13 protein-coding genes and 1 pseudogene are annotated in these 12,894 nt (G+C 69.7%); all 14 read left to right on the forward strand.

From position 1 onward, the window contains the following. Positions 1 to 33 precede the first annotated feature (33 nt). A complete protein-coding gene (locus JOE69_RS03550; RefSeq protein WP_374709666.1) occupies positions 34 to 999 on the forward strand; it encodes a bifunctional DNA primase/polymerase in 966 nt (321 codons plus the stop codon). Then, positions 996 to 1,730, forward strand: coding sequence for a DUF2637 domain-containing protein (locus JOE69_RS03555; RefSeq protein WP_181800793.1), 735 nt, complete (start codon positions 996 to 998; stop codon positions 1,728 to 1,730). Before JOE69_RS03550 ends, JOE69_RS03555 begins: the two co-directional genes overlap by 4 nt. Before the next feature lie 2 nt (positions 1,731 to 1,732). After that, on the forward strand, positions 1,733 to 2,236 hold the full coding sequence (locus JOE69_RS03560) for a hypothetical protein (protein WP_231477257.1): 504 nt from the start codon (positions 1,733 to 1,735) through the stop codon (positions 2,234 to 2,236). Between the two features lie 95 nt (positions 2,237 to 2,331). Then, positions 2,332 to 3,216 carry a hypothetical protein gene (locus JOE69_RS03565; protein ID WP_036290122.1) on the forward strand — a complete coding sequence of 295 codons (885 nt, stop codon included), beginning with the start codon at positions 2,332 to 2,334 and terminating at the stop codon, positions 3,214 to 3,216. 2 nt (positions 3,217 to 3,218) lie between these two features. Continuing rightward, the gene (locus JOE69_RS03570; protein ID WP_036290129.1) at positions 3,219 to 4,214 is read left to right on the forward strand and encodes a ParB N-terminal domain-containing protein; all 996 of its coding nucleotides are present in this window, start codon (positions 3,219 to 3,221) and stop codon (positions 4,212 to 4,214) included. 60 nt (positions 4,215 to 4,274) lie between these two features. Beyond that, the gene (locus tag JOE69_RS03575) at positions 4,275 to 4,961 is read left to right on the forward strand and encodes a hypothetical protein (RefSeq protein WP_036290119.1); all 687 of its coding nucleotides are present in this window, start codon (positions 4,275 to 4,277) and stop codon (positions 4,959 to 4,961) included. 6 nt (positions 4,962 to 4,967) lie between these two features. Next, positions 4,968 to 6,191 (forward strand): annotated as a pseudogene (locus JOE69_RS03580) (M23 family metallopeptidase); the annotation flags it as partial. A 30-nt stretch (positions 6,192 to 6,221) separates the two neighbouring features. After that, positions 6,222 to 6,488 carry a DUF6112 family protein gene (locus JOE69_RS03585; RefSeq protein WP_036290117.1) on the forward strand — a complete coding sequence of 89 codons (267 nt, stop codon included), beginning with the start codon at positions 6,222 to 6,224 and terminating at the stop codon, positions 6,486 to 6,488. A 160-nt stretch (positions 6,489 to 6,648) separates the two neighbouring features. Beyond that, complete coding sequence (locus tag JOE69_RS03590) at positions 6,649 to 6,921, forward strand: DUF6112 family protein (protein WP_051498868.1); 273 nt, start codon at positions 6,649 to 6,651, stop codon at positions 6,919 to 6,921. Positions 6,922 to 6,962: 41 nt separating this feature from the next. Then, entirely contained in the window at positions 6,963 to 8,459 is a 1,497-nt protein-coding gene (locus JOE69_RS03595; RefSeq protein WP_036286706.1) for a hypothetical protein, read from the forward strand. A gap of 6 nt (positions 8,460 to 8,465) precedes the next feature. Further along, positions 8,466 to 9,929 carry a PrgI family protein gene (locus tag JOE69_RS03600; RefSeq protein ID WP_036286702.1) on the forward strand — a complete coding sequence of 488 codons (1,464 nt, stop codon included), beginning with the start codon at positions 8,466 to 8,468 and terminating at the stop codon, positions 9,927 to 9,929. Between the two features lie 80 nt (positions 9,930 to 10,009). Beyond that, on the forward strand, positions 10,010 to 10,927 hold the full coding sequence (locus tag JOE69_RS03605; RefSeq protein ID WP_051498767.1) for a hypothetical protein: 918 nt from the start codon (positions 10,010 to 10,012) through the stop codon (positions 10,925 to 10,927). Beyond that, positions 10,924 to 12,426, forward strand: a complete 1,503-nt coding sequence (locus tag JOE69_RS03610) for a putative type IV secretion/conjugal transfer ATPase (RefSeq protein WP_036286700.1) — start codon at positions 10,924 to 10,926, stop codon at positions 12,424 to 12,426. The genes JOE69_RS03605 and JOE69_RS03610 overlap by 4 nt, the downstream gene beginning before the upstream one ends. Then, positions 12,423 to 12,875: a hypothetical protein gene (locus tag JOE69_RS03615; protein ID WP_036286697.1), complete on the forward strand. Its 453-nt coding sequence runs from the start codon at positions 12,423 to 12,425 to the stop codon at positions 12,873 to 12,875. The genes JOE69_RS03610 and JOE69_RS03615 overlap by 4 nt, the downstream gene beginning before the upstream one ends. The last annotated feature ends 19 nt before the right edge of the window (positions 12,876 to 12,894 follow it).

Here is a 12,894-nt window from a genome sequence, read left to right on the forward strand (position 1 = left end):
CTTCCTGCGGTGGCCTGCCGGGAGGAGGAGCGGGTGGCTACCGAGGAGACGAGGAACGACGCTCGCGAACCCCGTGATGGGTTCGCGGAGGTGATGACGCGTGTCTCACCAGCCTGGCATCCCGCCGTCGCTGCTCGCGAGTTCGCCGCCGCTGGGGTGCCAGTGTTCCCGTGCGCACCGGGCGGAAAGCGCCCGGTGACGGAGAACGGGTTCCACGATGCGACTACTGAGGCACGTCAGGTCGATGTGTGGTGGCGGGCGCGGCCCGGTGCGAACATCGGCATGCCCACCGGCGAAGTCTCCGGGGTCGTCGTGGTCGACGTCGACGTGCATGGGCCCGTGAACGGCTACGGTTCGATGCGTCGCGCGCAGCAGGCGGGCTTGGTCGACGGGTGGATGTTCCTCGTGGCCACGCCGTCGGGCGGCACGCACGCCTACTACCCGGCGGTGCCGGGCCAGCAGCAGCGCTCCTGGCAGGCGGCACGCGCCGCCGTCGACTTCCGCGGGGACGGCGGATACATTGTGCTGCCGCCGTCGAGTGTTCTCGTCAACGGGGCAAGGGCCGGCTACCGCCTGCAGCAGTTGGGGTCTGGTCCGAGCGCGCCGGTGGACGCGGCGGGGTTGCGGGACTTCCTCGACCCGCGCCCGCAACCTCGCTCGCTACCTCGGAACGCGGCGATGAGCGGCGCCGCATCCGACGTGTCGCGGCTTGCGGCGTGGGTCGCGAACCGTCAGGAAGGCGAACGCAATCGCGGCCTGTTCTGGGCTGCCTGCCGCCTTGCGGAGAACGGTGTGAACCCCGTGGAAGCTCTTGACCTTCTGGGTGCCGCAGCGGGTCATGCAGGTCTTGCGGAACGGGAGATTGTCACGACCGTCCGCTCCGCCTACCGTGCTGCGCATCCCTCGGCCAGGGAGCGGACGCCGGATCGCCCCGGCGGCTCCTTCGCTCGCGCTCCGGCCCCTGCCGCTCCAGCACCCGCATTCGGAGGGCTGTCATGATCGCCGGGATGGATCGCCGGTGGGCGGTGCTGACCGCGGCGGTCGGGACGGTGTTCATCGCCGCCGGCGCGTTCTGGTTGAGTTTCACCGCTCTCGCGGACCTCGCAGCACGCTCCGGAATCGGCGCCGGGCAGTCATGGGCCTGGCCGCTCATTGTCGACGGGATCATCGTCGTCGCGACCGTCGCCGTCGTCGCTCTCGGCGGGCAGCGCTCGGCGTGGTACCCGTGGACGCTGTTGATCGGCGGCGCGCTCGTCTCGGTGACTGCCAACGCGATCCACGCCGTCGTCGCCGCGGACGCCGACGTGCCCGGAGTGCTGGCCGCCGCTGTCGCCGCCGTGCCTCCCGTGGTGCTGCTGGCGATCACGCACCTGACGGTCGTGCTCACCCGACCGACCACCGGCCCAGCACGACGGGAACTTCAAAGGCTCGGTGAGAAGGTCGCGCCCGCGCGAGACGACCACGCACCGCCAGCGCAGCATCTGACTCCGCTGGCGGTACGCGCCCGAACATCGGAAAGCGATGTCGCGCGGGCGGCTCCTGATGAGAGACCGAGCGGCGATCGGCGGATGCAGGCGGCCGCGTTCCGGGAGGCGCGCTGGTCTAACAAGCGGATCGCCCGTGAGCTCGGAGTGCATGCGTCGACGGTCGGCCGGTGGTTCGCCGCTGGGCACCTGGCCGATGGCCCCGACTCACCCACGAGCACGAACGACAACACGAAGGAGCAGTAGCGATGAACGACCACGATGTGCATGAGCCTGACGGGCCCGACCGTTTCCTGGAGGCGCACGAGCGACCGGGCCTATCCGGATCGGAAGCTCGGGAGTCCGATCCGACAGCTCCCACCCCCGAGGCGTACAAGCAGCCAGACGACGCCTTGGTGGCGACGCCAGACGAGATCGCGCAGGACGAGATCGTAGATCGGTCGCAGACGCCAGAAGCGATCGAGGCGGCGAAGGTCGCCGGGGGCTCTTCTCCGGAGCGAGCTCTCGACCCGCACGTGCGTGCTCGCGGGGTGGAGTGGGTGCGGCCGACCGATCTGATGGCCCGGCAGGGCGCGCAGATGGCCGGGCGCGGCATCGACTTCCAAGCCGCGATGGCGTTGCGTACACGGCAGAAGGCGCTCGACGGGGTGAGGTCGCTGGGTGAGCGGGCGAAGCGGCTGCCGCCGCTGTACGCATTCGGCCGCGGCACCGCGCGGTCGGGGCCGGCGCGCTCGGCGGTCGGGGCGAGCTGAGCGGGTGAGTGGTCATGAGCCCCTTCCGGAATGCAGCTGTGCGCACCTCATCTGGGGAGCGGATGCGCACCTGCCTGCCAGGAGGTGCCTAGACCATGACCACGACATCGCACGCGAACGCCCCACAGACCGGCGGCGAGGACTTCACGACCAGCGAAGGGCTGCGGGCGCTGCTGCAACGCCTGCATGAAGAAGGCCGAGGGGCATGGCAGCACGATCCGGTCGCCGCCGCGCTGATGGAACACACCGCCCGCAAGTACGTGCCCCTCGCGCGCCGTCACGGACTCGACCCGTGGGAGGCAGCGACGGCGGCGTTCGAAGAGATGCGCAGGAAGGGCGCCCGCGAGGCCGACGACCCGTGGGCATACGTCACCAAGGGCGTGCAGGTGACGTGCATCTTCGAGGAACGAGCGCAGGGGCTGATGTGCTCGGTGCATCAGGCGCGCCGCCCGCACATCTCGGTGTTCCACGACCCAGAGCGGTTCTCCGACCGGGAAACGCCCCTGTCGGACTATCACCCCGCGTTCCAGATTCCCGATCCTCAAGCCGCGGAGGAAGATGAGCCTGGCGAAGTAGCTGTGGAGAGGGCGGGGAAAGCAGGGAAAGCCGTTGAAGACGCGATCGACCTGGTCTCGTCTTTGGACTGGCCGGCCGATGTCGCACGGGCGGCCGTGGAGCATGTCTGTACAGCGCTGATGCGGGCGGGCACTCGGCAGGCCGCCTATGAGAACCTGCGTCGGGACAGGCATTCGCTCGCGCTGCTGGATCTGCCGCAGTCCTCTTGGACGGCGTTGCTTCGTGCCCTTCTGGGCAATCCAAATCCGGCATACGCGGCAACATCGGCAGGTAGAGGCGTGTTGCTGCGGCTGCTGCTCGAGGAGCCGCCGGAGATGCTTCTGCGCGATGATGACCTCGTTCTCACGATCTCTCTCGCCGCTCCGATCCACGGTCGACGCCGCACCAGGGGCGAAACATCGTGAAGATGCAGAAGGGGGGCGGGATCGAGCTGCGGCGTGCTGTCGACTCGATCCTTGTTGGGCACCGTCACCGCACCGACCTGGGCGACATCGATGAACTGGCCGGCTCCATCGACCGTGAGGGCCTGCTGCAGCCGATCACGATTACCCCGGACGGCGTGCTCGTGTGCGGCGCGCGCCGTCTCGCGGCGATCAAGAAGCTCGGTTGGACGACGGTGAACGTGTGGATTCGTTCCGGGATCTCCGACCAGCTAGGGCAGCTTCTCGCTGAGCAGGATGAGAACACGCTCCACAAGCCGCTGACCAAGCTCGAGGCCGCCGGCCTGTACCGGGAACTGAAGAGGCTGATGGCGGAAGACGCTGCCCGCCGCAAGGCATCGACCCAGTTCAGCAGCGAGCATCAACCGGGACATGACGGTGCCGGAAAATTTCCGGAACCGTCGACCGCGACCGGCGACGCTCGCGAGCAGGCCGCAGCGATGATCCCCGGCGGGGTTTCCTACAAGACGCACGAGAAGATCAACTACCTGCGGGACCTCGCTGCCGATCCGTCCCAGCCCGACCATGTGCGCGCCCAGGCCACGGCCGATGTGGAACAGCTCAAGCGGGGCGCTGCCGTGCATCCTCTCTACGCACGCACTCGCGCCGACGAGGAGGAAGCGCGCAGCGCCGAGATGCGACGGCTCGGAGTCGAGTCAGTTCAGCGAGCGGCCGCAGCAAAGAAGGGAGCCCAGCCGCCGCGTACGCCCGGTTCAGAGGAGGATGTGACCGTACGGTTCCCCACGCGCGCATTCGTGCAAACCTGGGGTGAGCTCGCCGACTGGTGGACGCACTACGACGCCGCCGAGCTCGCGGCAGTGCTCACCGATGAGCAGGTCGACTCCTTCCTCGCAGCCGCCGCCGGGACGGCACGGTTCGCCGATGACTTGCGCACCGCCAGAGCTGCTCTCGACTCCGAGGACACCGAGCTCGGGCAGCAACGGCACCTGCGCGTGCTCTGAGGCCGCGTCAAGTGGGCATCGTGAGACGTGTCTGCGGGAGCGCGGGCGCACCTCACGGGTATGAAGACCCGAGACTTCTCCACGCCCGGCGCCCGCCGCAAGATCGTCGTCATCGCAGTCGCTGCCGTGCTCGTGCTCGTGCTGGCCGGTGTCGGCGTCTACGGGCTGATTATCGGACCAAGAGAACCCGACGGGGCGTCGCCCGTGCAGCCACCGACCGGCGGCCCCACGGCCTCGACCGCCCCCGCGCCGAACCCGACTCCTTCCTTGTCATCGATCGCGGCCTCTCGAGACCCGGAGGCCTTCGCTCGAGCCGTGTCGCAGGCTCTGTTCACGTGGGACACCGCCGCGGGTCTGGTGCCGCTGGACTACACGAGCGTGATCCTCGAGGTCGGCGATCCGACCGGCGAGGAGCAGGCAGGCCTCGCCTCCGACGTCGCCGCGTATCTGCCGACACGAGAAGCATGGCTCCAGCTGCGCGAGTATGCGACTGCACAGTCCCTAACGATCGAGGACGCCTACGTCCCGGAAGCGTGGGCGGAGGCCCAAGCGCAGTCGTCGGGACAGCTGGCTGCGGGAACGACCGCGATCACGATCGAGGGCACCCGGCACCGCACCGGCATCTGGAACGGGACCCCGGTCGATTCCGAGCATGCGGTGTCGTTCACCGTGTTCCTCGTCTGCCCGCCGTCTTACGACACCTGTCATCTGCTCCGGCTGTCCGAACTCGACAACCCGCTGCGGTGATCCGGAATGTTGAAGAAGCTCGCCGCCGCGGGTCTCGCCGCCGTCCTTCTCGGCCCCTCGCTCGGGCTCATCGGCGTCGGCGTGCTGATGAACCCCGCGGTCTCCGCCGCCTGCACCGTCCCCGGAGCCGGGCTCATCGTCGGCGCGATCCCCGAGTCGCTGCGTGTGACGACCGCGAACGGGGAGACGTTCACGCTGAACCGCACCCAACTCACGCATGCGGCGACGATCATCGAGACCGGGTCGCAGATCGACGGCGTCACCCGCGACGGCATCCAGATCGCGCTCATGGCTGCGCTCACCGAGTCCACGCTGCGGATGCTCGCCAACACCGGCACCTATCCCGAGTCCGGCGACTACCCGAACGATGGGAACGGATCAGATCACGACTCGCTCGGCCTGTTCCAGATGCGCCCGCAGTCCGGATGGGGCACGGTCGCCGAGCTGATGGACTCGACGTATCAGGCTCGGGCGTTCTTCGGTGGGCCGAGCGGTCCGAACTATCCCTCGCCGCGCGGACTGCTGGACATCCCCGGGTGGGAGCAGATGGACAAGGGCGAAGCCGCCCAATCGGTCGAGGTGAGCGCCTTCCCGGATCGCTACCGCAACTACGAACCCGTCGCCGAGACCATCCTCACCGCCCTGACCACCGGCAGTGCCGCGGCAGGGGGTGCTGACGAGACAACCCCGGTCGGCTCCATGGCGGAGACATCGCGTGTCGTGTTTCCACTCCCGGAGGGCACCTGGGTGCTCACCAGCGGGTTCGGGCCACGCATCCACCCGATCACGGGCGAGCCCTCATTCCACACCGGCACCGACTTCGCCGCGCCTGATAGCACCCCGATCGTCGCCGCAGCGGAGGGGGTCGTCACGATCGCGGAGTTCTCCGGCGGGTATGGCGGACTGATCGTCATCGAGCATCAGATCGACGGGGCGACGGTGGCGACCGCGTACGCCCACATGTGGCAGTCCGGCATCCACGTCCAGCCCGGCGACCGGGTGACCGCCGGGCAGCACATCGGCGATGTCGGCAGCTCCGGGAACTCCACCGGCCCGCATCTGCACTTCGAAGTGCGCCCAGGCGGCACCCACGAAGACGCGGTGGACGCCGCCGCGTGGCTCAACGCCCACGACGCCGCCGACCTGCCCGAAGCCGAGATCGGCGCCCCGGTCGGCTCGTGCGCGCCCTCACCGGACACCGAGGACGAACCGGACCAGGCCGGCGACGACTCGATCCAGGCGATGCGGAGCTGATCGCGCATGGACGTGTTCCCCGACTTCGAGGGCCTGTCGGGCATCGGCGACCTGCGCGAGGTCGTCGGTGGCCTGCTGACCTTCGTCCTGGTGATCGCCGTGCTCATGCTCATCGTCTGCGCGATCATCTGGGCCGTGTCGTCCGCGAACGGCAACCATGCCGCAGCGACCAAAGCACGCACGGGCGTGCTCGTCGCCGTCGGCGCCGCGGCACTGGCCGGTGGCGGCGTCGCGTGGATGAACTGGCTGATCGGCATCGGCGAACAGCTCTGAACTTCGCCCCCGCTCGGCCGCCGAGGGCAGAGCGGTGCACCTGCTGGGCGATCCCATTCGTCTCCCGTGCCCGTGGGTGCGGGTTCGTCCCGTCAGGAGCCCCATCGTGTTCGACCTCGCCACCGATTTCCTCACCGCCGTCCCGGCGGCGCTCGCGCCGATGAACATCGACATCAACCCGAACGACAGCGGGCTTCCTGGGATCGCCCAGTTGCGCACGATTGTCGGCGCCGTGATGACGGTCGGTCTGATCCTCAGCGTCCTGGCCTTGATCGTCAGCGCGATCGTGTGGGGCTTCGGCGCGAACAGCTCGAACCCCCATCTCGCCTCACGCGGCAAGGTCGGCGTGCTCGTCTCCTGCGGCGCCGCGATCCTGTGCGGTGCGTCGGTCACCCTCATCAACTTCTTCTGGAACGTCGGCCAGCAGGTCTGACCGCGCCCATCCACTAGCACCGATCTTTCGGGAGGTTCGTGATGGGTGTCTGCGACATTCCTGTCATCTCCGCCGTCTGTGACACCGCAGGCGAAGCCGCCGCCAGCCTGATCTCCGCCCCGTTCGACTGGCTCGCGCAGGCGATGGGCGCGGCGGCCGGCTGGCTGTTCGAGGCCGTGTGGACGGTGTTCGACACCACGACGCTCGTCGATGTCCAGTCACCCGAGTACGTCTCGGTCTACAACCTGCTGTTCGGCATCGCCGTGTTCGTGATGCTGTTGTTCTTCTGTCTGCAGCTGATCACCGGGCTGGTCAAACGCGACCCGACCGCGCTCAGCAGGGCGGCGTTGGGCCTGGCGAAAAGCGTGCTCGGCAGCTTCGTAGTCATCACGCTCACGGCTCTGATGCTGGAGATCGTCGACCAGCTCAGCCTCGGCATCATTCAAGCCGCGGGCGAGACGACCGAATCCATGGGTGACAAGATCACGGTGCTCGCCGCGGCACTCGTTGGGATCAACATCGCCTCGCCCGGAGTCGGCGCGATCATCACGATCTTCTTCGCCAGCCTCGCCATCACCGCCGCCGCGATCGTCTGGCTGTCCCTGCTGGTCCGTAAGGCGCTGCTGCTGGTGGCGATCGTCCTCGCCCCGCTCGCGTTCTCCGGGGCGTCCTGGGACGCATCGCGGGGATGGATCGGCAAGTGGGCGATGTTCGTCATCGCCCTGATCGCCTCGAAGCTCGTGCTGGTCGTGATGTTCCTGGTCGCGATCACGCAGATCTCTGCCCCGATCGACGCGGACCTCGCCTCGATCAGCGACCCGATCGCCGGGATCGTGCTCATGGCGATGGCCGCTTTCGCCCCGTATCTGACCTACAAGTTCCTGGCATTCGCGGGCTTGGACTTCTACCACGCGATCGGCTCCGAACAGGACGCGAAGCAGGCTCTCAACCGTCCGGTGCCCTCACCGTCCAAGCCGCAGGGCGCGGAACCGAAGAAGGTACTCGACGGCGCAGCAGACACCAAGACCGGAAGCGGCAGCGGAAGCGGAGGTGGCGGAGGTGGCGGAGGTGGCGGAGGTGGCGGGTCAACGCCTCCACCTCCACCGCCTCCGAACACGGGCGCGGCCGGAGCGACGGCGGGCGGTGGCGGCGGAGCCGCGGCGGCCGGAGGTGGGGCGAGCGCGAGCACCGGCGGCGCGGGTGCCGGCGCGGCCGGTGCTGGAGCTGCCGTTGCGGGACCCGCTGCTGCCGTGGTGATCGCCGCGCAGGTCGCCAAGGGTGCGGCCGAGGCCGGGCCGAAGGCCGGCGCCGCCCTCGCAGGGCAGGCCGATACCGCCGCCGACGGTGCCCAGCAGCCCGGGAACCAGGCGTCAACGACCCCGCCGCCCTCGTCCTCGTCGACGCCACCCGCACCGCGGGCGACCCCACCGCAGGTCGCCCCACCGCAGAGCGCAGGCTCGGGCTCATCGCCTCAGCCGACTCCGCCACCGCCGCGGCAGAGCCCGCCGCCTGCGCCGAAACCGACCGGGAAGGAGTGAGCTGCCGTGGCTGCCTCGAAGAACGAGACCGTGAGCGAGCTGGTGCCGGTGAAGTTCTCCCGGCTGGCGCGCCGTGGAGTGCTGCTGGGTCTCTCGCTGTCCCAGCTGATCACCCTCGCCATCGGCGTCCTCGCCATCGTCGGGGCCCTCTACGCCGGCGGCGGTCAGCTACTGGCATACACCGCGCCGGTCTGGGTGCTCTCGGCGGTGCTGACGTGGGTGCCGATCGCGGGCCGTCCGGTCGTGGAGTGGCTCCCGGTCGGCTGCTGGTGGCTGTGGCGCACGACCATCGGCCAGCTGATCTACCGGCGCCGGGTCGTCAAGCCGCGTCCGGCGGGAACCCTCGCCCTGCCCGGCGACATGGCACGGTTGCGGGAGTACGAGGACCCCGAGACCGGGGCCGGGATGATCCACGACCCCCACGCGGGCACGCTGACCGCGGTGTGCGAGGTGACGCATCCCGCGTTCGTGCTCCTCGACCCCGGCGAACAGGAACGCCGGGTGTCCTCCTGGGGGCGTGTGCTCGCGACGGTGTGCCGTTCCGGTCGCGTGGCGACGCTGCAGGTGCTGGAGCGCACCCTGCCGGACTCCGGGACGGGACTCGCCGAGTGGTGGGCCTCGCACGGTGCCGACGATGGTTCGTGGGCGTCCACGACCTATCGGGAGCTGATCGACCGGGCGGGGCCTGCCGGGGAACGGCACGCCAGTACGATCTCCCTCGCCCTGGACATGGGGGCAGCGGCCCGGCAGATCCGCACCGCCGGCGGCGGGATGCGGGGCGCGGCGGCGGTGCTGCGGCAGGAGATGGCGACGCTCACCGCAGCGCTACGGGCCGCAGACCTTACCCCGTCGGGGTGGCTGGGCACGGGGCAGATCGCGGTGATTCTGCGTTCAGCCTACGACCCGGCGATCGCGGCCACGTTGGAGCGGCACGGGCAGCTTGGGCAGGACCTCGCCACTGCCGGGCCGGTGGCGGTGAACGAGTCCTGGTCGCGGCTGCGCACCGACTCCGCGCACCACGCGGTGCTGTGGGTGTCGGAGTGGCCGCGGTCGATGGTGTATCCCGGGTTCCTCTCGCCGGTGCTGCTGTCCACCGGCATCCAACGCGCGTTCTCCCTGCTGTGCACGCCGTTGCGGTCGGATCAGGCCGCCCGTGACATCCGCAAGAAGAAGGTCGAGCACATCTCCGACATGGCCCAGCGGCAACGGATAGGGCAGATCGAGGACGCCGCCCAGACCGCCGAGTACCAGGACGTGCTCCAGCAGGAAGCCGACCTCACCGCCGGGCACGGCGTGCTGCGCTACACGGGCCTCATCGCCGTGTCCGCGCCTACCGTCGATGAGCTCGATGCCGCTGTCGCCGCGATCGAGCAGGCGGCGATCCAAGCGTCCTGCGAGACCCGCCTGCTGGTCGGGCAGCAGGCGGCGGCGTTCACCGCCGCAGCGCTCCCACTGTGCCGCCGCATCTGACCCGGGGAGCCCGAGCGCACCTGAGAGACAGCCCCGCGGTGGCGGGGCTGTCTCTCATCCGCGCCCGAGGAGGCCCTCTGATGCCGACGTTCGATGATCCGCTGACCGATTCAGCCGAAGCGTCTGCCGCGCTGCGCGGCCTGGCGCACGCCACCCGCACCTTCACGAACCCGGCCGACACTTATCGGGTTCTCGGCGACGTGCTCGGCGGAATCCGCTCTCTCCGCCAGGTGGTGGATCAGGTCGCGAGGGCGCACCTCATCCATCGGGCTCGGGCGCACGACGATGACGGTAGTCAGACGGTCGGCGCGTCCGCAGCGCTCGCTGCGGCCGATGATCTGCTGCAGTCCGCGACCGCACTGGATGGTGTGGAGCAGCGCCTGGATGCCGCGCTGGGCCACTCCGGGCGCATCGCCTGGCACCCCGGGGGCCCTGCGGGCGGCTTGGCCGTGAGCCCGCCGCCAGCCGCTCCACCGCCGCCCCGGTGGGTCAGCGTGATCTTCCTGCAGGGCGACGAAGCCGACACGGTGCTCGAGCTGATCGACCGGAACGGCCCGGACGCGGGCATCGAGCACCTCTCGCAGTGGGACTACGGCGAGGAGACAACCGGAGCGGCGCTGGAGAACGGGTATGTCTACGACAAACCGCCCTCGGGCCCGGCCGACAAGGTGGCGACTGCCGGAGAATACACGCTCACCTACAACGCGCCGCTCGGGCATGTGGGTCTGCTTCGCGCCTACCACGCGCCACCTGATCCCGCCCTCAGCGCGCGCACCGTCACTGTGGGAGGCCCCGCGAGCATCAGTGACGCCGGGGCCGCTGTCGGCAGCGCGGGGGGTGCGGTGGGAGCTGCGGTGGGGATCAGCGGGGGTGCTGCCCTCGGCGGGGCTGCGGCTCGCGCGGCGCTGCGACAGGGCGCGGCAAGAGCACAGCGACACGACTGGTTCTCCGCCCGCCCCGTGTCTTCGACACCGCCCGGGACGGGGCGTTCCTTGTGAGCGCGCGACAGGAGCCGGAGCGGCTGCATACCGCGGTGCTCGTGTCTCCGGCTACGGAGCGGCGACGCCTGCGGAAGCAACGCCGCCAGGCCGCCGCGCGCCTGGAGGCCGAACGCCGCACCGCCGAGCGCGAGAGCGCCCAGGCAAGAGCCGACGCCGCGCGCCGCGAACAACAGGCCACCACCCTGCTGCCTGCCGCAGGAGAGACCGGAACTGGCGCACTGCGCACCCCGGGCCGGTTCCGCCTGCCCCGCCACCAGGACACCAGTGCGACGCTGGCGGGAGCGTATCCGTTCGTCGCGGAAGGGGGGCTCGGCGCGGACGGCGTGTTCGTCGGCCAAGACCTCTACTCCGGCGGGAGCTTCGTCTACGACCCGTGGGTGCTGTACGCGCGGGGGCTGATCACCGCTCCGAACATCGTGCTGGCCGGGATCGTCGGCTCCGGGAAGTCGTCGCTGGCGAAGTCGCTCTACACGCGCAGCCTGCCGTTCGGGCGGCGTGTGTATGTGCCGGGCGATCCCAAAGGCGAGCACACGGCCGTGGCCGAAGCCGTCGGCGGACGGGCGGTCGTGCTCGGCCACGGGCTGTCGACGCGCCTCAACCCGCTTGATGAGGGTCACCGGCCCAGCGGGCTCTCGGATGAGCAATGGGCGTCGACCGTCGCGTCGCGGCGGCGTGACCTGATCGGCGCGCTCGCGGAGACGGTGCTGGCCCGAGCGTTGACGCCGCTGGAGCACACGGCGATCGACCTCGCCCTCACCGAGACGGTGCGAGCGAATAGCGTCCCGATCCTTCCGATGATCGTCGACCGCATCCTCGACCCGGGGCACGACGCCGACGAACGTCTCGCCGAAGACGGGCGCCTGGTCGGTCACGCCCTGCGCCGCCTCGTCGCCGGTGACCTTGCGGGGCTGTTCGACGGCCCCTCGACGGTGCGGTTCGACCCGTCGTTGCCGATGATCTCCCTCGACCTATCCCGTGTCACGGAGAACTCCACGCTGATCTCGGTGCTGATGACCTGCTCGTCCGCATGGATGGAGTCCGCGCTCCTGGACCCCAACGGCGGGCAGCGGTGGGTCATCTACGACGAGGCATGGCGGCTCATGTCCCACCCCGCGCTGCTGAAACGGATGGACGCACACTGGCGGCTCGCGAGGCACTACGGCATCGCCAACATGCTGCTGTTCCACAAGCTCACCGACCTGGACAACGTCGGCGATCAAGGCTCCGCCATGAGAAGCCTCGCGAACTCGCTGCTCGCCAACGCCGAGACGCGGATCGTCTACCGGCAGGAATCCGACCAGCTCGGCGCGACCGCGCAGGCTCTCGGGCTGACGGGAACCGAGCAGAAACTCCTGCCCGGACTGGGCGTCGGGCAAGGGCTGTGGCGGATCAAGGACAGATCCTTCGTGACGCAACACCAGTTGCACCCCGCTGAGCTCGAACTCTTCCGGACAGACGCCCGCTACTTGCAGACCGGCCGGGGCGGTGCGTCATGAGCGAGAACGAGGCCGAGGAGCGGCTGACGCAGGCGATACTGATGCTCGACGAGGGGCTACGCCGCATCGCGCGCAAGTACGAAGGCACCGTGTCGCTGCTGGAGGAAGACCCGGAGACGTTCGGAGCAGGGCACTACGTGTTCTACCCGGAAGCACACTCACGGACACGGTTCGCGATCGAAGAGCAGTACGCGCCCGGCGTCGGCTGGGACGACCCCGACCGGGTGCCGACATCATGGCTCTGGCGCGCCGAGCGCAGAACCCGCCACCCGGACGGCACGCACGTCTGGGCGGAGGAACAGTTCGGAGAGAGCTTCCCGGAACAGCTTCCGGAGCTGCTGACGACAGTGGAGCGGTGGGTGCGACGCACCAAGAACCTCGCCGACCAGGAGCAGGCCTTCGGCGGTCCCGACCGGCGCGGGCCGGCCCCGCCCGCCCCGTCGCTCTGATCCGCCCGCCGCCCTCGCC

This window comes from Arthrobacter russicus (assembly GCF_031454135.1).
Classification (GTDB): Bacteria; Actinomycetota; Actinomycetes; order Actinomycetales; family Micrococcaceae; genus Renibacterium; species Renibacterium russicum.